This is a genomic window from Streptomyces similanensis (genome assembly GCF_039543625.1).
GTDB classification, from domain to species: domain Bacteria; phylum Actinomycetota; class Actinomycetes; order Streptomycetales; family Streptomycetaceae; genus Streptomyces; species Streptomyces similanensis.
The window spans coordinates 1-19,679 of the sequence record NZ_BAABKC010000082.1 but is presented as its reverse complement, the minus strand read 5'-3'; the positions used below and the strand labels follow the sequence as shown (position 1 = coordinate 19,679).

Sequence of the window (19,679 nt, the reverse complement as noted above, 5' to 3'; positions counted from 1 at the left end):
GCGGCGGCGGTCGGCCAGGACGTCTGGTACCCGGACACCCGCGGCGCGCGGCCGAGCGCGGCCGACCGGGGGCCCGCCCGCCACGGCTCTGCCCCGCGGCCGCTGTACCTGGGCGCCTACACATCCGTCGCGGGCGGCGGCCCGGGGATCGGCGTGGCGGCGTACGACCCGGTCTCGGGGGCCGTGACCGGCCGCGGCGCCGTGACCGGCGTGGCCGATCCGTCCTACCTCGCCGCGCATCCCGACGGGCGCACGCTGTACGCGGTCGACGAGCGCCAGGACGGCGCGGTGACCGCCGTACGGCTGGCCGACCTGACGGTGCTGGGCGCCCGGAGCACGGGCGGGGCGGGGCCGTGCCATCTGTCCGTGCACCCGGGCGGGCGCTGGCTGCTGAGCGCGAACTACCAGTCCGGCAGCGTCGCCGTGCACCCCGTCGAGACCTCCGGCGCGCTCGGCGAGCGCACCGATCTGGTGACGCACTCCAGCCCGCCGCCCGGCCCCGGCCAGCAGGGGCCGCACGCCCACCAGATCGTCACCAGCCCGGACGGCGGTCACGTCCTGGCCGTCGACCTCGGCACCGACACGGTCTACACCTACCGTCTCGACACCCGCGCGGGCCGGCTCACCGAGGTGTCCCGGGCGCACGCGCGGCCCGGCGCGGGGCCGCGCCATCTGACCTTCCACCCCGGCGGCCGGTACGCGTACCTCGCCAACGAGGTGGACGACACGGTCACGGTGTGCGCCTACGACCCGCCGACCGGCCGGCTGACCATCGGCGCGCCGCAGAGCACGGGGCCGGGCGAGGGCACGAACTACCCGGCGCAGCTCCTGGTCACGGCCGACGGCCGGTTCGCCTACCTCGCCAACCGGGGCCGCAACACCCTGGCGCGCTACGCCGTCGAGGCCGCCGGGGCCCGGCTCAGGCTCCTGGACGCGGTGCCGGCGGGCGGCGACTTCCCGCGCCAGATCGCCTTCTCGCCCGACGGCGCGCTGCTGTTCGCGGCGAACCAGAAGTCGGGCACGGTCGGCGTCTTCCGCATCGGCCGCGCCGACGGCGCGCTGCGGCCGGCCGGCGAGCCGTTCGCCTCACCCGTCGCCGTCTGTGCGCTGCCGTTGTAGGGCCCGGCCGCAGGAGGCGCTGCCGGCCTGGGCGAGCAGTACGTGCATGCGTTCGGTGAGCTGGGCGATGTCGTCGGCGGGCGCGTGGAAGGGCAGCCGTACGTCGCCGTCGGTGCGGGCGCGCTCGATGCGCAGGGTCAGCGCGTGCCGGTCCACGGCGAGCGGCCGTACCCGCACCGCGCCGTGCAGGCTGTCGGGTCCGACCAGCCGGGTGAGCCGTTCGACCGCGTCGGGATGGGTGTCGGCGAGGTGGGTGAGCAGCCGGGCCTCGGCCAGGGCGAGCGGGTCGGCCTCGGCGGCGGCGAAGTCGGCGGGGGTGATCACCACCGCGCCGGGCGGCTGACGCAGCACCACGCGCATCGGCTGGAACAGGAGGGTGTCGCCGGCCCGGGTGAACCGGCCGGCCAGCCGCAGCCGGGCGCGGATCCGGTTGCGCACCGGGACGGGCGCGACGTCGGCGAACTCCAGCAGGGCGGGGAGTTCGCCGCGGGGGGCGAGCAGCGCTGCGGCGGACAGGGCGCTGTCCTCGGGGGCGCGCAGGAGCACCCGTCCGTCACCGGTCACGGAGTGCGCGCCGGTGAACTCCTCCGGGCAGCCCTCGGTGGTCACCGTGCAGGACCACGCGACGGCGAGCACCGACCTGGCCCGCTGCGCCGCGCCGGGCACCGCGGCCCACGTGTGGCTGTCACCCATCCCAACCTCCTCATTAGGTAAGCCTTGCCTAACCTATAGGAGTGCGCCGCGTACGCCAACCATGGGGGAACGTCGAACAGGGGTGCCCGGGAGCGCCGCCCACACCCGGGCAAGGCCCGGGACGATGGCGCGCCCGGCGCGGCTCAGACGGTCAGTACGCCCAGCAGGGCCCGGGTGCACAGGTCGCGGACCTGCTCCCGGCTCAGCCGCGGGTCGCGCAGCCATTCCAGGCAGACGGCGGTGGTGAACGCCAGCCAGCCGCGGACGGCCAGGTCGAGGTCGGGACGGCGCGCGGCGAGCGGACCGAACTCGGGGTCCTCGGCGAGCGCGGCCAGGATCTGCCGCTCCTGCGCGGCCAGCGCCCGCCGGTAGACGCGGCGCACCGCCTGGTCGCCGGCCGCGTCGGCGCGGTGGAAGGCGCGGTAGCCGTGCGCGTGCGCCCGGACGTGCTCCAGATACGCGTCGAGTCCGGCCGCGAGCTGCTCGCGCACCGGAACGCCGGGCACCGCCGCGGTCATCCGCAGCATCCGCTCGCTCTCGCGCTCGACCACCGCGGCAAAGAAGTCCCGCTTGGTCGGGAAGTAGTGGTAGAGCAGCCCCCGGGAGACGCCCGCGATCTCGGCGACCTGCTCGATCCACACGTCGTCGTACGGGCTCTCCGAGAACAGCCGGGCCCCGACCGAGAGCAACTGCTCCCTGCGCTCCTCGGTGCTCAGCCGACGGCGCGTGCGCTGCTCCCCCTGGTTCCCGGCCATGTCCGCACCTTACTTGACGCCGGTTCGACGACCGGACCAGACTGAACACGCTATTGAACCCACGTACAACACGTGGGCGACGGACGGCCCGCCGCGCGTGGCGCCGTCCGCCGGATCGACGAAGACCGGGGAGATCGCGGCATGGCACGGACGACGAGCGCAAGCGAAGCCGCAGACGGGCTGCCGAAGGGGTTCCGCAGCGCCGAACTGGGCTGGCCCGAGCTGCACCGCATTCCGCACCCGCCGCACCGGCTCCCCCTCCTCGGCGACGTGCTCGGCGCCGACCGGCGCAGCCCGTTGCAGGACTCGATGCGCTACGCCCGCGCCCTCGGCCGGGTCTACCGCCGCCGGGTGTTCGGCAAGGAGTTCGTGTTCACCTGGGGCGCCCGCCAGGCCGCCGACCTCGCGGACGAGTCACGCTTCGCCAAGCACGTCGGCCTCGGCGTCGCCAATCTGCGGCCGGTCGCCGGGGACGGGCTGTTCACCGCGTACAACCACGAGTCCAACTGGCAGTTGGCGCACGACGTGCTGGCCCCCGGCTTCAGCCGGGAGGCGATGGCCGCCTACCACGTGATGATGCTGGACGTCGCCGCCCGGCTCACCGGCCACTGGGACCGCGAGCTGGCCGCCGGGCGCACCGTGGACGTGCCCGGCGACATGACCAAGCTGACCCTGGAGACGATCGCGCGCACCGGGTTCGGCCACGACTTCGGCTCGTTCGAACGCGCCCGACCGCACCCGTTCGTGACGGCGATGGTCGGCACGCTCACCTACGCCCAGCGGCTGAACACCGTCCCGGCCCCGCTGGCGCCGTACCTGCTGCGCGCCGCGACCCGCCGCAACGCCGCCGACATCGACCATCTCAACCAGACCGTCGACGACTTGGTGCGCGCCCGGCGCGAGGCGGGCGGGAGCGGCCAGGGCGACCTGCTGGACCGGATGCTGGAGACCGTCCATCCGGTCACCGGCGAGCGGCTGTCGGCGCGGAACGTGCGCCGGCAGGTCATCACCTTCCTGGTCGCCGGCCACGAGACCACCTCCGGCGCGCTCTCCTTCGCGCTGCACTACCTCGCCCAGCATCCCCGGATCGCCGAGCGCGCCCGCGCCGAGGTGGACCGGGTCTGGGGCGACGCGGCCGCGCCCGGCTACGAGCAGGTGGCCAAACTGCGCTACGTGCGCCGGGTGCTGGACGAGTCGCTGCGGCTGTGGCCCACCGCGCCCGCCTTCGCCCGCGAGGCCCGGCAGGACACCGTGCTGGCCGGCGAGCACCCGATGCGCCGGGGCGCCTGGACCCTGGTGCTCACCCCGATGCTGCACCGCGACCCCGAGGCGTGGGGCCCGGACGCGGAGCGCTTCGACCCGGACCGCTTCGACGCGCCCGCGGTACGGGCCCGCCCGCCGCACGTCTTCAAGCCGTTCGGCACCGGCGCCCGGGCCTGCATCGGCCGCCAGTTCGCCCTGCACGAGGCGACGCTCGTGCTCGGTCTGCTGCTGCGCCGCTACGACCTGCACGCCGAACCGGACTACCGGCTGCGGATCACCGAGCGGCTGACGCTGATGCCCGAGGGCCTGCGGCTGCGGCTGGAGCGGCGCACCGCCCCGGCCGTGCGGGAGCCCGATCCCGTGCCGGCGGGCGGCGACGGCAGCGGCGGCGGCTCAGTCCCGCGCTGTCCAGTGCACCGGGCGGGTGACTGACCGCGGCAGCCGGGTGCCGGCGCCGCCCCGGGCCGCGTTCAGCTGCGGCTGGGTCAGGAAGAACGCGCCGGTCAGATCGGCGTCGGTGAGGTTCGCGTCCCTGAGGTCGGCGCCGATGAGGTCGGCGCCCCGCAGGTCCGCGCCGGTGAGGTCGGCGGCGATCAGCCAGGCGCCGCGCAGACTCGCCCCGCGCAGGTCGGCGCCCTTGAGCCGGGCGCCGACCAGATCCGCGCCCCGGCGGTCCTTCTTCTTGCCGCGCGTCTGTGCCCGGGCCAGTTCGCTGGTGCGCAGCAGCAGCACGTTGACCTCCTGCCGGTGCGCGCCGACGTCGAGCGCGGCCAGCCCCCCGGGCGGCAGCAGGGTGAGCTGCTCGGTGCGCTCCAGGGCCCGGCGCAGCTCGGCGCCGACGGGACGGGCGGCGGGCAGGGTCAGCGCCTCGGTCAGGTACCAGAGCAGTTCGTGCAGTTGCCGCACGACGGGGAAGACGTCCATCATCTCGCGGACCCGCGCGCCGGGCTCGGCCCGCCAGTCGCGGCCGCCGAAGGTGACCTGCGAGACCTTCTGCCCGGCGCCGAAGCAGTCGTAGACGGTGCAGCCGGTGAAGCCCTTGTCCCGCAGCTTCGTGTGGATGCCGCACCGGTGGTCGTCGCGCAGGTTCGGGCAGGGCGTGCCGGCGGGCTTGTCGAGCGCGAAGTCCGCGGAGCGGGCGAAGGGCAGGGCGACGCAGCACAGCCCGAAGCAGGCGGCGCAGTCGCCGCGCAGTTCGGACCCGGCGCCCGGTCCAACACTGTGATCTGACATGCCGTCCACTCTACTGACCTGCGGCGGGAGCCCCGGACGGCCGCGGGCGCTCCGCCTCGCCGACGGCCGGCCCCAGCTGCTTCAGGCGGTCGCCGTCGGCCAGGATGTACAGGTGGGTGATCCGGCCGTCGGCCACGGTGACGCCCATGACCGAGGCCGGGCCGTCCGCCGGGGCGTTGGCCAGGCCGATCGCGCCGTTGACCAGGACCAGGCGCGCGGTCCCGGCGAACCTGGAGAAGGTGAGCGCCTGGGCGGCCACCGTCCGCGCGCCGCGCACCACCTTGGAGACGGCGGCGCCCCGGGCGAGGGCGCCGGCGTCGACGCGCAGCACCACGTCGGGGTGGAGGACGGCGACCAGGGCCTCGAAGTCGCCGGCGCGCGAGGCGGCGAGGAAGGCTTCCAGCACCCGCTGCTGCCGGCCGAGGTCGGTGTCGGCGGGCGGGGTCGCGCCCCGCACCCGGCGCCGGGCCCGGCTGGCGAGCTGCCGCGTCGAGGCCGCGGAGCGCTCCAGGACCGGCGCGATGTCGTCGAACGGCACGGCGAACAGGTCGTGCAGCACGAACGCCAGGCGCTCGTCGGGCCGCAGCGTCTCCAGGACGACCAGCAGGGCGATGCCCACCGAGTCGGCCCGGACCACCTCTTCCTCCGGGTCGAGCGGGGTGAGGGGCCGGACGACGGGGTCCGGGACGAAGGTCTCGTCCATGGGCTGCTCGCGGCGCGTGCCGCGGGTGCGCAGCAGGTCGAGGCAGACCCGGCCGGTCACGGTGGTGAGCCAGCCGCCCAGGTTATCGATGGCGGCGGCGTCCGCGCGGGTCAGCTTCAGCCACGCCTCCTGGACGGCGTCCTCCGCCTCGGCCAGGGAGCCGAGCATCCGGTAGGCCACCGCGCGCAGTTGGCCGCGGTGCTCCTCGAAGCGCCGCGCCAGCGTGTCCTGGTCGTCCGTGCCGGTCATCCGCTTCCCCCCCGGGCCATAACCCCGCCGATGTGATCATCCTAGGAGTGAAGGCGTGTCGGCAGCCGGGAATTCCCGGACCGCCCGGCGCTCAGTCCTCGTCGCGGGCGAGGGCGAGGAGGCGGTCCAGGACGCGGGGGCCGCCGGCCCGTACGCCGTCGTGCTCGAACTCGTCGGTCACCCAGGTGCGCAGACCGCGGATCGCGCGGGCGGTGGCCAGCGAGTGGGCGGTGTCGACGTACATGTCGTCGTGGTACACGGCAGCGGCGACCGGGACCTCGTTGGCGGCGAGCCGGGCGGGGTCGTACAGGGGACGCCAGTCGGTGCGGGCGGCGAGCAGTTCGGCGGTCTCGCGCAGCGGGCGCAGCGCGGGGTCGCAGGCGAACGTCCAGGGGTGCACGGACTCGCCGGTGAACAGCAGGGGCGCCCCGTCCGCGACGGCCCTGGCCGCGTCGAACCGCTCGAACTCGGCGCGCACCCGTTCGGCCGCCCACGCGGTGGGGCGCCGGCCCTGGCCGTAGCAGGCCTCGTGGACCAGGGCGTACAGCGGGTGCGCGGCGTACGACAGCAGGCCCTGGACCTGCTCCCGGAAGGCGTCGGAGAGTTCGCGGCCCGCCGGGGTGGGGACGAAGGCGTCCTCCAGGAGGTGGTGCAGGCGGTGGCTGCCGTCGCCGGCGCCGAGCACGATGCCGAGCGACTGGAATGCCTCGACGGTCAGCCGGTAGCCGTTCGGGAGCGTCACCTCGCGGGTGAGGAGGTGTTCGGCGATGCGGCGGGCGCGTTCGACGTCCATGGGATAACGGTCGTAGTGGGCGGCGACCTTGCGTTCGATGCGCGGGTAGGCCGCGCGGTAGACGTCGTCGGCGTGGGCGTCCAGGCTCGGCAGGCCGCCGGTGATCAGGGCGGTGGCCAGGCCCTCGGGGTGGGTGGAGAGGTAGGCGGTGGCGCAGAAGCCGCCGAAGCTCTGGCCGAGGACGGTCCAGGGGGCGCCGCCGGTCACCTGGGGGCGGATCGCCTCGCAGTCGCGGACGATCGAGTCGGCGCGGAAGAGGGCGAGGTGGTCGGCCTGTGCGGCCGGGCCGCCGCGCAGCGGGAGCGTCTGGCGGTTGGCCGGGGTGGAGCGGCCGGTGCCGCGCTGGTCGAGCAGCAGCACCCGGTACTCCTCCAGCGCCCGCCCGAGCCAGGCCTGCCGGCCGACGAAGCGGTTCGCGCCGAAGCCGGGGCCGCCCTGGAGGTAGAGCAGCCACGGCAGGTCCCGGTCCGCCCTGTCGCTCGCGACGGCCTCACGGGCGTACAGGTCGATCGTCTCGCCGGCCGGGTCGTCGTGGTCGAGCGGCACGGTGAAGAAGCGGTCGGTGAGGACGACGCCGGGCTGGCGGTAACTGACGGACAAGAGGTCTCCCCGGGCGGAGGGTGGTACGGCCGCGGCCCAGTCCAGCACATGTGCCGCCGCGCGCCTGGCCCGGGGTCGGACGCGGATCGCGGCCGGGGTGCCGTTTCGCTCTGCGCCGGGGCGTGGTCGGGATGCGGCCGGGGGGCGGACGAGCGCGGCCGGGATGTGGCCGGGTGGCGCCGGGGCGCGGCCGAGGTGCGGCCAGGGCACGGCCGGGGCGCCGCGCCGCCACGCCGTGTGCCGGCGTCTGCCGCGGCTCGCCCGGGCTGGCTACGCTGCCTTCGTCCGATGATCTATGAGGAGGAGCCGCGATGCGTGTCGCCCTGTTCCTGACCTGCGTCAACGACACGCTCTATCCCGACACCGGGCGCGCCGTGGTGCGGCTGCTGCGCAGACTGGGCGTCGACGTGGACTTCCCGATGGCCCAGACGTGCTGCGGGCAGGCCCACTACAACACCGGGTACCGGCACGAGGCCGAGCCGCTGGCCCGCCGCTTCAGCGAGGTCTTCGCGGACTACGAGGCGATCGTCACGCCGTCCGGGTCGTGCGGGGCGATGGTGCGGGAGCTGTACCCGCGGCTGGGCGAACGGGCGCGGGCCGAAGGACGCGGCGACACCCTGGAACGGGTGCTGGCGCCGGTGGTCCCGAAGACGTACGAGCTGACGGAGTTCCTGGTGGACGTGCTGGAGGTGACGGACGTGGGGGCCTACTACCCGCACACGGTGACCTACCATCCCACCTGCCACGGGCTGCGCGGCCTCGGTCTCGGGGACCGGCCCCGGCGGCTGCTCCAGGCGGTGCGGGGACTGGATCTGGTCGAACTGCCCGGCGCCGACGAGTGCTGCGGCTTCGGCGGCACCTTCGCGGTGAAGAACCCGGACGTGTCGGCGGCGATGGGCGCCGACAAGGTGCGCAACGCCGAGTCGACCGGTGCCGAGGTGCTGTGCGCGGGCGACAACTCCTGTCTGATGCACCTGGGCGGGACCATGAGCCGGCTGCGCACCCGGATGCGGCCGGTGCACATCGCGGAGATCCTGGCGAGCACGGAGGAGGACCCGGCGGCATGAGCACGACCGATCTGGGGATGCCCGGACTTCCCCCGCCGGGGCGGCCGGAGTTCCCGCCCTTCCCCGAGGCGGCGCACGACGCCGTGCGGGACGAGCGGCTGCGCGGCAACCTGCGCCATGCCACGCACACCATCCGCGCCAAGCGGGCCGGTGCGGTGGCGGAGGTGTCCGACTGGGCCGAGCTGCGCGAGGCGGGCCGGCGGATCAAGGACCACGCCCTGCGGCACCTGGACCGCTATCTGGTGCGGGTGGAGGAGGCGGTGACCGCGGCGGGCGGCACCGTGCACTGGGCGGCCGACGCCGAGGAGGCCAACCGGATCGTCGCCGGCCTGGTGAAGGCCACCGGCGAGCGCGAGGTCGTCAAGGTCAAGTCGATGGCCACCCAGGAGATCGGCCTCAACGAGGCGCTGGAGGCCGAGGGCATCCGCGCCTACGAGACCGATCTGGCCGAGCTGATCGTGCAGTTGGGCAAGGACCGGCCCTCGCACATCCTGGTGCCCGCGATCCACCGCAACCGCGGGGAGATCCGGGACATCTTCCGCTCCGAGATGAGCGAGTGGGGCCGCCCCGCCCCCGCGGACCTCACCGACACGCCCGCCGAACTCGCCGAGGCGGCCCGGCTGCACCTGCGCGAGAAGTTCCTGCGCGCCAAGGTCGGGATCTCCGGCGCCAACTTCGTGGTCGCCGAGACCGGCACCCTGGTGGTCGTGGAGTCCGAGGGCAACGGGCGGATGTGCCTGACCCTGCCCGAGACGCTGATCTCCGTCGTCGGCATCGAGAAGATCGTGCCGACCTGGCGGGACCTGGAGGTGTTCCTCCAGACCCTCCCCCGCTCCTCCACCGCCGAGCGCATGAACCCCTACACCTCCATGTGGACCGGCACCACGGACGGCGACGGCCCCCGGGTGTTCCACCTGGTGCTGCTCGACAACGGCCGCACCGACACCCTCGCCGACGAGGTCGGCCGCCAGGCGCTGCGCTGCATCCGCTGCTCGGCCTGCCTGAACGTCTGCCCGGTCTACGAACGCGCCGGCGGGCACGCCTACGGCTCGGTCTACCCCGGCCCCATCGGCGCCATCCTCAGCCCCCAGCTGCGCGGCACGCGCAGCGCGATCGACGCCTCGCTGCCGTACGCCTCCTCGCTGTGCGGCGCCTGCTACGAGGTCTGCCCGGTCGCCATCGACATCCCCGAGGTGCTGGTGCACCTGCGCGAGCGCGTCGCCCAGGGCGGCGAGGTCACCCGCGGAGGCAACAGGGTGGTGCTCAGGCCGGCCCGGGGCCACGGCGCCGAGCGGGTGGCGATGCGCGCGGCCCGCTGGGCGTTCGGTCGTCCGGGAGCGCTGCGCGGCGGGCAGCGGCTGGCCGCGCGCGTGCGCCGGTTCCGGCCGCGCACCCTGCCGGGGCCCGGCCGGGCGTGGACGGGGACGCGGGATCTGCCCGCGCTGCCCGCCGAGCCGTTCCGGGACTGGTGGCAGCGCACGCACGGGGGCGAGGAGGAGGAGAAGTGAGCAGCAGGGACCGGATCCTGGGCCGGGTGCGGCGCGCGCTGGCCGGTGTGCCGCGTGACGACACGCCGTACGAGCAGGCGGTGCCGCGTGACTACCAGCGCCGGCACGGCGAGCGGAGCGCGGCAGAGACGGTGGATCTGCTGGCCGAGAACCTGGTGGACTACCGGGCCGTGGTGCACCGCTGCGACGCGGCGGGACTGCCCGCGCTGATCGCCCATCTGCTCGGCGAGCGCGACTCCACGGGCGTCCTGGTGCCGCCGGGACTGGACGAGGCGTGGCTGTCGGCGACGGCGGTCCAGCAGGTCGCGGACCGGGCCGACGCCACGCCGGGCGAACTGGACCGCGTCGACAGCGTGGTCACCGGCTGCGCCGTCGCGATCGCCGAGACCGGCACGATCGTCCTGGACGGCTCCCCCGACCAGGGCCGGCGCCGCGTCACGCTCGTCCCCGACCATCACATCTGCGTCGTCCGGGTGCCCGAGCAGGTGGTGTCCTCGGTGCCCGAGGCCCTGGAGCGGCTCACCCCGGCGCACCCGCTGACCTGGATCTCCGGCCCGTCGGCGACCAGTGACATCGAACTGGACCGGGTGGAGGGGGTGCACGGGCCGCGCTGCCTGGAGGTGGTGCTGGTGAGCGGAGCGCGACCGGCGCGGCTAGCGTGAGGGAATGATCCGGTTCGAGCAGGTCACCAAGCGCTACCCGGACGGGACCACGGCCGTGGACGGCCTGAGCTTCGAGGTGGCGGAGGGCGAGCTCGTCACCCTCGTGGGCCCGTCCGGCTGCGGCAAGACCACCACGATGATGATGGTCAACCGCCTGGTCGAACCGACCTCGGGCCGCGTCCTGGTGGGCGGCGAGGACGTCGCCGGACTCGACCCGGTGCGGCTGCGCCGCCGCATCGGGTACGTCATCCAGCAGGTCGGCCTCTTCCCGCACCGCACCGTCCTCGACAACACCGCGACCGTGCCGGCGCTGCTCGGCTGGAAGAGGGCGCGGGCACGGGCGCGCGCCGCCGAGCTGCTGGACCTGGTGGGGCTGGACCCGAAGACGTACGGGCCGCGCTATCCGCGGCAGTTGTCGGGCGGGCAGCGGCAACGGGTCGGGGTGGCGCGGGCGCTGGCCGCCGATCCCGAGGTGCTGCTGATGGACGAGCCGTTCGGGGCGGTGGACCCGGTGGTGCGCGAGCAGTTGCAGGACGAGTTCCTGCGGATGCGGGCGGCGGTGCGCAAGACGGTGCTGCTGGTCACGCACGACATCGAGGAGGCGGTGCGGCTCGGCGACCGGATCGCCGTGTACGGGCGGGGCCGCATCGAGCAGCTGGACACGCCGGGCGCGGTGCTGGGCAGCCCGGCCACCTCCTACGTCGCCGAGTTCGTGGGCGCCGACCGGGGGCTGAAGCGGCTGTCGGTGACGGCGGTGGAGCGGGGCGACCTGGAGCAGCCGCCGGTCGCCCGCCTGGACGAGCCGGCCGGGCGGGCCGCCGGGCGGCTGCGGGCCGAGGGGGCGCGCTGGGCGGTGGTGCTGGACGCGGCCGGTGATCTGCACGGCTGGGTGGGGCTCGACGCGCTGGCTGCGGGCGGCTCGGTCGGTGATCTGGCCCACCGGATGAACGCCTGGGTGCCGGTGGGCGCGCCGCTCAAGCAGGCGTTCGGGGTGATGCTCCAGCACGACGCGGGCTGGGTCGCGGTGCTGGACGGCGCCCGGTTCTGCGGGGTGCTGACGCCGGCGAAGCTGCACGAGGCGCTGCGCCGCTCGGTGGACGCGGACGCGCTCGGGGTGCCGCGCGGGCAGGTCGGCTTCGACTCGGTGGCCGACGCGTGAGGCGGCGTCGCGGCCCGGTCACTTCAGCAGGCCCTTGTCCACGAGGTAGGCGCGGGCCACGTCGGCGGGCAGCCGGCGCCAGCTGTCGACCTGTCGGTTCATCGACGCCAGGTCCGCCGTGGTCAGCACCCGGTTCAGCCGGTCCAGGACCCGGGTCACGCCGGGACCGCCGGCGCGGGCGCGGTTGACGACCGGGACGACGTAGTCGGCGTTCTGGAGGTGCTTGTCGTCGGCGAGGACGACCAGGCCGAAGGCGTCGAGGGTGGCGTCCGTGGTGGTGGTCAGCACCATCTGGTCGCGGCCGCTGCGCACGGCCTGCTTCGCCGGGGTGGTGCCGACGCCCTTGGGGTCGACGCCGGTGACGCGGATGCCGTACGTCTTCTTCAGGCCCGGTGCGCAGTAGGGCCGGCGCACGCACTCGTCCCCGGCGGCGAGCCGGACGCCGAGCCGGGCGGCGCCGAGGTCGCTGAGGGTCTTCAGGCGGTGCTCGCGGGCGTAGGAGGCGCTGACCGCGAAGGCGTTCTGGTCGACGGCCCGGCCGGGGTCGAGGACGGTCAGGCCGCGGGGCGCGGCCAGGCGGCGCAGGGCGCTCAGGGTGGCGGCGAGGTCGGGCGAGCCGGCCGGGGGCGCGTCGGGGCCGTGCGCCTTGGCGTTGAGCCAGTCGGCGAGGGTGGCGGCGTACTCGGGGACGACGTCGATGCGTCCTGACTCCAGGGCGGGTTCGTACAGTTCGCGGTTGGCGACGGTGATCAGCTCGGTCCGGTAGCCGGCCCGGTTCAGCAGCAGGGCGTACATCTGGGCGAGCAGGTCGCTTTCGGTGAAGCCGGCTGATCCGATGGTCAGGCGCCGGCTGTCGCCGGGCGGTGCGGTGACCTGGTCGCGCTGTTCCAGGGCGGGGCCGGTGGCGCAGGCGGCGAGCAGGAGCGGCGGGAGCAGGGCGAGCAGGGCCCGCGCCGGCCGCGCCCCGCCCAGCGGCGTCCTCACCGGCCGCCGCCCCTCGCGCGGGCCGGGGCCAGCCGTTCGACGGCGACGAAGACCGCTTCGACGGCCAGGGCGAAGGCGGCGACGAGGACGGCGCCGGCCATTACCTGCGGGGTGCTCGCCAGGTTGAAGCCCGCCGTGATGATCCGGCCGAGGCCGCCGCCGCCGGCCAGCGCGGCGATGGTGGCGGTGGCGACGAGCTGGACGGCGGCGATCCGCACCCCGGTGAGCACCATCGGCAGGGCGAGGGGCAGTTCGACGCGGCGCAGCAGCTGCCCGCCGGTCATCCCCATGCCGCGCGCGGCCTGGACGACGTCCCGGTCGACCTCGCGCATGCCGACGTAGGCGTTGGTGAGCAGCGGCGGCACGGCGAACAGCACCAGGGCGACGACGGTGGGCCCTTCGCCCCAGCGGCCGACCGGGGTGAGGAGCAGCAGGACGAGGACGGCGAAGGTGGGCACGGCGCGGCCGGCGTTGGAGATGTTGACGGCGAGGGCGCCGCCCTTGCCGAGGTGGCCTAGCAGGAGGGCGACGGGCAGGGCGATCAGGCAGCTGACGGCCAGGCAGACGACGGTGAGCCAGAGGTGCTGGAGCAGGCGGTGCGCGATGCCGTCGTCGCCGGGCCAGTGCGCGGGGTCGGTGAGCCAGGCCCAGGCGTCGGTCAGGGTCGTCATGTGCGGTCCTCCGTGCGGGCGTTCACGCGCGGTCCGGCCGGGTCCAGGGGGTGAGGAGGCGCTGGAGGCCGAGCAGGAGCAGGTCGGCGGCGACGGCGATCAGCACGCACAGCACGGAGGCGGTGAGCACCTGGGCCTTGAAGTAGGTGTTCATGCCCGCGTAGATGAGGTTGCCCAGGCCGCCGAAGCCGACGATCGCGCCGACCGTCACCAGGGAGACGGCGGAGACGGCGGCGATGCGCAGTCCGGCCATCGCGGCGGGCAGGGCGAGCGGCAGTTCGACGGTGAGGAGCAGCCGGGCGGGGCCGTAGCCCATGCCGAGGGCGGCCTGTCTGATCTCCTCGGGCACGGCGCGCAGTCCGGCCAGGAGGTTGCGCACCAGCAGGGTCAGCGAGTACAGCACCAGCCCGGCGACGACGAGTGTGGCCGAGAGTCCGTACAGGGGCAGGAGCAGGGAGAACATGGCCAGTGAGGGGATGGTGTAGAGGACGGTCGTGACGGCGAGAACGGGTCCGGCGGCCGCTTTCCAGCGGCGGGCGAGCACGGCGAGCGGGACGGCGACGGCGAGGCCGATGAGCACGGACACAGCGGTGAGCTGGAGGTGCTGGAGCACCGCGTCCAGGAGGATGTGGCGGCGCGTGCTCAGGTAGGCGCCGCAGATCCACTCGTTGCGGGCAAGGCAGTCGTCCGGGGGCCCGGTCACCTCTCCATTGCACCGGCGGGCCGCCGGTTCGGCGCGCTGGGGTGGCCCGTCCGGGGGCGGCGGTCACGGCTCGGGGGGCGCGGCGGGGTCCAGGGGGTCGTCGACGATGCCGCGGTCGGCGCGGGCGTCGTCGTGGGCGTCCACCGCGAGCTCGCCTGCGGCGGCCGTCAGGGCGTGCAGGGCGGGGACCAGCACCGCGCGCTGGGCCGCGGGCAGCCGCCGCACCAGGGTGCGGATCTCGGCGCGGCGGTGGGTGAGCACCCGGCCGACCAGGTCGTGGCCGGCCGGGGTCAGGCTGAGGGCGACCTCGCGCCGGTTGGCGGGGTTGGTCCTGCGGTCGACCAGGTCGAGCGCTTCGAGCCGGCCGACCATGCGCAGGGCCGTGGACGGGTTGACGCCGAGGGTGGCGGCGAGGGTGACGAGTTTGACCGGTCCGCAGGTGTCCAGGACGACCAGGGCGCGCAGTTGGGGCAGGGTGAGCGAGTCGTCGGTGCGGGCCAGGGCGCGGGCGGAGATCGCCACGAACAGCCGGGAGGCGGTCATCACGGCGATGCTGAGTTCCTCGGCCTCGTGGTCGAGGCCGTGCCGCGCGGGCCGGGCGCGCGACGGGGTCCGGCCCCGGTCGTCGTGGTGCTGTGCCATGGCGCCCCCTTCCGCGGTCGCGCGCTGCCGCCCGTCGGGCCCGGCCGGCGCCTCAGGCCGCGCTCGTACGGCCGCGCCGGCCCAGCGCCGCGGCGGTGGCGGCGCCGCCCAGGGCGAAGGCGGCGGCGAGGGCGGCGGGGTGGCGGGACAGGGTGGCCTGCAGGGAGCGGTCGTGCGACGCCTCGTCGAAGATGCCGTGGGCGCCGTGGTCGTGGCCGCGCGGCCCGTCCACGGGGGCGAAGAGGTTGCTCTCGCCGGTCGGGGGCCGCAGGTCGGTCTGCTGGGAGTCGAAGCCGGTACGGGCCAGGTAGCGGTCGAGCAGGGCCGGGGCGAGGCGGTTGGCCCAGAGGGTCGCGACGGTGGTGGCGCCGATGTAGTACTGCTTGCGGCGCGGGTGGTCGGCCGCGTGCAGGACGCCCCGGGCGGCGACCTCGGGCTGGTAGATCGGCGGGACGGGCTGCGGGTGCCTGGGCAGCCGGGTGGTGACCCAGGAGAACTGCGGGGTGTTGACGGCGGGCATCTGGGCGATCGTGACGTGCACGTTGCTGCCGCGGTGCAGCAGTTCGGTGCGCAGGGAGGAGGTGAAGCCGTTGATGGCGTGCTTGGCGCCGCAGTACACGGACTGGAGGGGCACCGACCGCTCCCCCAGCGCCGAGCCGACCTGCACGATGGTGCCCCGGTCGCGCGGCAGCATCCGCTTGAGCGCGGTCCTGGTGCCGTTGACGAAGCCGAGGTAGGTCACCTCGGTCGCCCGCCGGTACTCCTCGGGCGTGACCTCCTCGAACGGGGCGAACACCGTGCTGAAGGCGCAGTTGATCCAGACGCCGACGGGCCCGAACGCGCGCTCGGCGGCCTCGGCGACGGCCTCCACCTGTTCGGGGTCGGCGACGTCGGCCACTTGGACCAGGGGCCGGCCGCCGAGCGACTCGACCTCCTCGGCGCAGTTGTCCAGGCCGGTACGGCCGCGGGCGACGAGGACGACGCGGGCGCCGCGCCGGGCGTAGAGGCGGGCGGTGGCGCGGCCGATGCCGGCGCTGGCGCCGGTGATGACGACGGTCTGGGACATGGTGGGCTCCTTACTCGGCGGTGGGCGCGGACGGCGTGGCGAGACGGGCCGCGCTCTCCAGCAGCAGGGCGTGGACGAAGGCCTGGGGCAGATTGCCGCGCAGTTGGCGCTGGGCGATGTCGAACTCCTCCGCGTACAGGCCCGACGCCCCGCAGGCCCCGCGGTTGCGTTCGAACCAGCGGTGCGCCGCGACCTCGTCGCCCTGCTGGTGCTCGGCCAGCGCCATGACGAACCCGCACAGCAGGAAGGCGCCCTCGGCCCGCTCCAGGGGCCGGTCGTCGTGGCGGAAGCGGTAGAGGAAGTGGTCCCGGGCCAGCTGGTCGCGGCAGGCGGCGAGGGTGGCCCGGGCGCGCGGGTCGTGGGCGGGCACGGCGCCGCGCAGGGCCGGCATCAGCAGCGCGGCGTCGACCTTCGGGTCGTCGGGGGCGCGCTGCCAGTGCCCGTCGGGGTGGACGGCGCTCGCGCACACCTCGGCGAAGAGGGTGTCGGCCAGGTGCGCGCACGGGTCGGCGAGCGGGTGCCGGGGCGCGGCGCCGGCCAAGGCGCGCAGCCCGGCCACGCAGGTGAGTCTGCTGTGCGTCCACTGCCTGGGCTCCAGCTCCCAGACGCCGGCGTCCGGTTCGCGCCACCGGTCGGCGACGGCCCGGACCGCGAGGTCGGCGGCCTTCCAGCCCTCGCCGTCCAGCCGGCCGGCCCGCTCGGCGGCGGCGAACAGCAGCAACGCCTCGCCGAAGCAGTCCAGTTGGAACTGCTTGCGGACATGGTTGCCGGTCCGGCTGGAGCCGCCCGGGTAACCGGGCAGGTCCAGCTCGTGCTGCTCGGGCACCGGCCCGCCGTGCAGGGTGTAGGCGGGGGCCAGACGGGGGCCGTCGGACAGCAGGCGCTCGCCGACGAACCGGACGGCGGCGTCGAGGAGTTCGGGGGCCTGCGCGGCCGCGGCGGCCTGTCCCGCGTAGCTCTGGTCGCGGATCCACACGTACCGGTAGTCGTAGTTGCGGCCGGCCTCGGCGCGTTCGGGCAGGCTGGTGGTGGCCGCGGCGATCAGGCCGCCGCCGTGCGTGGTCAGTCCGCGCAGTACGGCGTAGGCGCGGCGGGCGTCGCCCGGGGCGACGGTCCGCTCCAGCGGGGGCACGCTCGCGCGCCAGGCCCGTTCGGTGGCCGCCCAGGCCGCGTCGGGGTCCGGCGGGGTGTGCGGCAGCGGCCCGTCGGAGCACTCCAGGACCAGGTCGTGGCGTTCGCCGGGCCGCAGGAGCAGGTCGGCGCTCAGGCCGTCCGCGCCCACGGTCGCCGTCGGCGCGCCCTGCCACCGCAGGCGATGGTGCCCGGCGTTGACGTACCACACGCCGTCCTCGCCGCGGTGCGGGGCGGCCGGGGCGGTGCGGCCGTAGTCGGCGTACGGGTCGAGCACGGCCCGTACGCGGGCGGTGCCGTCGACGGCGGTCAGCCGCCTGAGCAGCACCAGGCGGCCGGCCTCGCCGGGGAAGGCGAGCGCTTCGCGGCACTCGACGACACCGCCGGTGGTGATCCAGCGGCTGCGCCAGATCAGGGTGCCCTCCTCGTAGTAGCCGCCGGGGACGTAGCGGCCGCGCGGGGTGACGGCGTAGCCGCCCCGGCCGCCGATCAGGGAGGCGAAGACCGCGTCGTCGTGCCAGGCGGGCGCGCACAGCCAGCCGACGGCGCCGTCCGGTCCGATGAGGGCGCCGCGCTCCCCGTCGGCCAGCAGCGCGTAGTCGTGCAGCGCGTGCGGCGGGAAGGGTGCGGTGCTCATGTCGGTGCGGTCCCGCCGTTCGGGTCGGGGTCCCCGGCGGCGGGGGCGCGCGTCGCGGCGCCCGTCCCCGCCGCGGCCCGAGCGTTCGTCACTTGCCGTCCTGCGCGCCCGGCCGGTCCTCGCGGTGCCGGCCGCCGGGCAGGAACTCCTGCACCTTGGCCTTGAAGCCCTGGCGGACCATGGCGGTGCGGTCGCTGTCGCCCTTGAGGATCGAGGTCGCGGCGGCCTCGATCTGGTCGAGACTGGCGTGCGGCGGGATCGGCGGGACGGCGGGGTCGGTGACGAAGTCGAGCACGCAGGGCCGGTCACTGGCGAGGGCGGCCTCCCAGGCGCCCCGCACCTCGCCGGGCTTCTCGACGCGGATGCCGTGCAGGCCCAGGGAGCGGGCGAAGTCGGCGTAGGCGACGTCGGGGAGGGACTGGGAGGGCTCGAACTGGGGGGCGCCGGACATGGCGCGCATCTCCCAGGTGACCTGGTTGAGGTCCTGGTTGTTGAGGACGGCCACGATCAGGCGCGGGTCCTGCCATTCGCGCCAGTACTTGTGGATGGTGATCAGCTCGGCCATGCCGTTCATCTGCATGGCGCCGTCGCCGACCAGCGCGATCGCGGGGCGGTCGCCGTGCGCGAACTTGGCGCCGATCACGTACGGCACGCCCGGTCCCATGGTGGCGAGGGTGCCGGACAGCGAGCCGCGCATGGCGCCGCGCAGCTTGAGGTGGCGGGCGTACCAGTTGGCGGCGGAGCCGGAGTCGGCGGCGACGACGACGTTCTCGGGCAGCAGGTCGCTGAGGGCGTGGGCGACGTACTCGGGGTTGATGGGTTCGGCGTCCACGGCGGCGCGCCGCTGCATCACCTCCCACCAGCGGGACACGTCCTTCTCGATCTTCTTGCGCCAGCTCTTGTTCTTGTGCGCCTTGAGCAGGGGCAGCAGCCGGGTCAGGGTCTCGCGGGCGTCGCCGACCAGGTTCACCTCGAACGGGTAGCGCAGGCCGACCATGTGCGGGTCGATGTCGATCTGCACGGCGCGCGCCTGCCCGAACTCCGGCAGGAACTGCGTGTAGGGGAAGGAGGATCCGATGACGAGAAGAGTGTCGCAGTCCATCATCATCTCGTACGACGGCCGGGTGCCGAGCAGGCCGATGGAGCCGGTGACGTAGGGCAGGTCGTCGTCGAGGGCGTCCTTGCCCAGCAGCGCCTTGGCGACGCCCGCGTTGAGGCGGTCGGCGACGCTCATCACCTCGGTGCGGGCCGAGCGCGCGCCCTGTCCGATGAGGATGGCGACCTTCTCGCCCGCGTTGAGGACCTCGGCGGCCCGCGCGAGGTCGTCGTCGGCGGGGACCGGCGCGTAGTGCGGCATGCCCAGGCTGGAGGGCACCATCTTGAAGGCGTGCTCGGGCGGCGAGTAGTCCAGTTCCTGCACGTCGGCGGGGATGATGACGGCGCACACCGAGCGGCGGGCCATGGCGGTGCGCATCGCCCGGTCGAGCACGTTGGGCAGCTGCTCGGGGACGGTGACCATCTCGCAGAAGTCGGAGGCCACGTCCTTGTAGAGGCTCAGCAGGTCGACCTCCTGCTGGTAGGAGCCGCCCATGGCGCTGCGGTTGGTCTGGCCGACGATCGCGACGACGGGGACGTGGTCGAGCTTGGCGTCGTACAGGCCGTTGAGGAGGTGGATCGCGCCGGGTCCCGAGGTGGCGGCGCACACGCCGACCTTGCCGGAGAACTTGGCGTAGCCGACGGCCTCGAAGGCGGCCATCTCCTCGTGCCGGGCCTGGATGAACCGCGGGTTGTCGTCGGCCCGGCCCCAGGCGGCGAGCAGCCCGTTGATGCCGTCGCCCGGGTAGGCGAAGACATACTCCACCTCCCAGTCGCGCAGGCGCTCGAGGACGTGGTCGGAGACCTTCATCGACATGTTCGACGACCTTTCGGGAGAGTGCTTTCTCGTCGGGCGCGGTCAGGGGCGGCCGAGCCGCCCGAGGGCGGCGCGCCCGGCGGCGACCGCCTCCGCCGCGGTGAGCGCCGCGGCGCCCGCGGTGGCCGC

Annotated in this window: 18 protein-coding genes; 6 read left to right on the top strand and 12 right to left on the bottom strand. The window is 74.9% G+C overall.

Going from position 1 to position 19,679, the window contains the following annotated elements; translation table 11 throughout:
• Positions 1 to 1,119 (top strand): lactonase family protein (locus ABEB07_RS26265; RefSeq protein WP_425589080.1); only part of this gene is annotated, 1,119 nt, incomplete at its 5' end.
• Here the strand turns inward: ABEB07_RS26265 and ABEB07_RS26260 are convergent.
• Entirely contained in the window at positions 1,087 to 1,812 is a 726-nt protein-coding gene (locus tag ABEB07_RS26260; protein ID WP_176151466.1) for a DUF2470 domain-containing protein, read from the bottom strand. The two genes, ABEB07_RS26265 and ABEB07_RS26260, sit on opposite strands and share 33 nt — an antisense overlap.
• A 143-nt stretch (positions 1,813 to 1,955) precedes the next feature.
• Positions 1,956 to 2,567: a TetR/AcrR family transcriptional regulator gene (locus tag ABEB07_RS26255; RefSeq protein ID WP_176151465.1), complete on the bottom strand. Its 612-nt coding sequence runs from the start codon at positions 2,565 to 2,567 to the stop codon at positions 1,956 to 1,958.
• A gap of 141 nt (positions 2,568 to 2,708) precedes the next feature.
• Between ABEB07_RS26255 and ABEB07_RS26250 the strand changes: the two genes are divergently transcribed.
• On the top strand, positions 2,709 to 4,262 hold the full coding sequence (locus ABEB07_RS26250) for a cytochrome P450 (RefSeq protein ID WP_345670572.1): 1,554 nt from the start codon (positions 2,709 to 2,711) through the stop codon (positions 4,260 to 4,262).
• On the opposite strand, the gene ABEB07_RS26245 is transcribed toward ABEB07_RS26250, so the two are convergent.
• From ABEB07_RS26245 to ABEB07_RS26235, 3 genes are all read right to left on the bottom strand, one after another.
• Positions 4,224 to 5,063 (bottom strand): pentapeptide repeat-containing protein, encoded by an 840-nt coding sequence (locus ABEB07_RS26245; protein ID WP_345670570.1) that lies wholly within the window; start codon positions 5,061 to 5,063, stop codon positions 4,224 to 4,226. The two genes, ABEB07_RS26250 and ABEB07_RS26245, sit on opposite strands and share 39 nt — an antisense overlap.
• Before the next feature lie 10 nt (positions 5,064 to 5,073).
• A complete protein-coding gene (gene sigJ, locus ABEB07_RS26240) occupies positions 5,074 to 6,015 on the bottom strand; it encodes an RNA polymerase sigma factor SigJ (protein ID WP_345670569.1) in 942 nt (313 codons plus the stop codon).
• A gap of 91 nt (positions 6,016 to 6,106) precedes the next feature.
• A complete protein-coding gene (locus tag ABEB07_RS26235; RefSeq protein ID WP_345670568.1) occupies positions 6,107 to 7,408 on the bottom strand; it encodes an alpha/beta fold hydrolase in 1,302 nt (433 codons plus the stop codon).
• A gap of 311 nt (positions 7,409 to 7,719) precedes the next feature.
• Here ABEB07_RS26235 and ABEB07_RS26230 point away from each other — a divergent pair, with 311 nt between their 5' ends.
• The 4 genes from ABEB07_RS26230 to ABEB07_RS26215 are packed head-to-tail and all read left to right on the top strand — an operon-like array spanning position 7,720 to position 11,804.
• The gene (locus ABEB07_RS26230; protein ID WP_345670567.1) at positions 7,720 to 8,475 is read left to right on the top strand and encodes a (Fe-S)-binding protein; all 756 of its coding nucleotides are present in this window, start codon (positions 7,720 to 7,722) and stop codon (positions 8,473 to 8,475) included.
• On the top strand, positions 8,472 to 9,983 hold the full coding sequence (locus tag ABEB07_RS26225; protein ID WP_425589079.1) for a lactate utilization protein B: 1,512 nt from the start codon (positions 8,472 to 8,474) through the stop codon (positions 9,981 to 9,983). The genes ABEB07_RS26230 and ABEB07_RS26225 overlap by 4 nt, the downstream gene beginning before the upstream one ends.
• Entirely contained in the window at positions 9,980 to 10,645 is a 666-nt protein-coding gene (locus ABEB07_RS26220; protein ID WP_176151459.1) for a LutC/YkgG family protein, read from the top strand. Before ABEB07_RS26225 ends, ABEB07_RS26220 begins: the two co-directional genes overlap by 4 nt.
• A gap of 4 nt (positions 10,646 to 10,649) precedes the next feature.
• Positions 10,650 to 11,804 (top strand): ATP-binding cassette domain-containing protein, encoded by a 1,155-nt coding sequence (locus ABEB07_RS26215; protein ID WP_345670566.1) that lies wholly within the window; start codon positions 10,650 to 10,652, stop codon positions 11,802 to 11,804.
• Between the two features lie 18 nt (positions 11,805 to 11,822).
• Here the strand turns inward: ABEB07_RS26215 and ABEB07_RS26210 are convergent, their stop codons facing one another.
• The 7 genes from ABEB07_RS26210 to ABEB07_RS26180 all read right to left on the bottom strand — a co-directional run bounded on the left by ABEB07_RS26210 (position 11,823) and on the right by ABEB07_RS26180 (position 19,550).
• Positions 11,823 to 12,788, bottom strand: a complete 966-nt coding sequence (locus ABEB07_RS26210; RefSeq protein WP_425589078.1) for an ABC transporter substrate-binding protein — start codon at positions 12,786 to 12,788, stop codon at positions 11,823 to 11,825.
• Entirely contained in the window at positions 12,785 to 13,459 is a 675-nt protein-coding gene (locus ABEB07_RS26205; protein WP_345670565.1) for an ABC transporter permease, read from the bottom strand. The genes ABEB07_RS26210 and ABEB07_RS26205 overlap by 4 nt, the downstream gene beginning before the upstream one ends.
• 22 nt (positions 13,460 to 13,481) lie before the next feature.
• Positions 13,482 to 14,162, bottom strand: a complete 681-nt coding sequence (locus ABEB07_RS26200; RefSeq protein ID WP_345670564.1) for an ABC transporter permease — start codon at positions 14,160 to 14,162, stop codon at positions 13,482 to 13,484.
• A gap of 63 nt (positions 14,163 to 14,225) precedes the next feature.
• Complete coding sequence (locus ABEB07_RS26195) at positions 14,226 to 14,804, bottom strand: MarR family winged helix-turn-helix transcriptional regulator (protein WP_176151455.1); 579 nt, start codon at positions 14,802 to 14,804, stop codon at positions 14,226 to 14,228.
• A gap of 52 nt (positions 14,805 to 14,856) precedes the next feature.
• Positions 14,857 to 15,870 (bottom strand): SDR family oxidoreductase, encoded by a 1,014-nt coding sequence (locus ABEB07_RS26190; protein ID WP_345670563.1) that lies wholly within the window; start codon positions 15,868 to 15,870, stop codon positions 14,857 to 14,859.
• A 10-nt stretch (positions 15,871 to 15,880) separates the two neighbouring features.
• A complete protein-coding gene (locus ABEB07_RS26185) occupies positions 15,881 to 17,638 on the bottom strand; it encodes a glycoside hydrolase family 15 protein (RefSeq protein WP_345670562.1) in 1,758 nt (585 codons plus the stop codon).
• 88 nt (positions 17,639 to 17,726) lie between these two features.
• Positions 17,727 to 19,550 (bottom strand): thiamine pyrophosphate-requiring protein, encoded by a 1,824-nt coding sequence (locus tag ABEB07_RS26180; RefSeq protein WP_345670561.1) that lies wholly within the window; start codon positions 19,548 to 19,550, stop codon positions 17,727 to 17,729.
• Between the last annotated feature and the right edge of the window lie 129 nt (positions 19,551 to 19,679).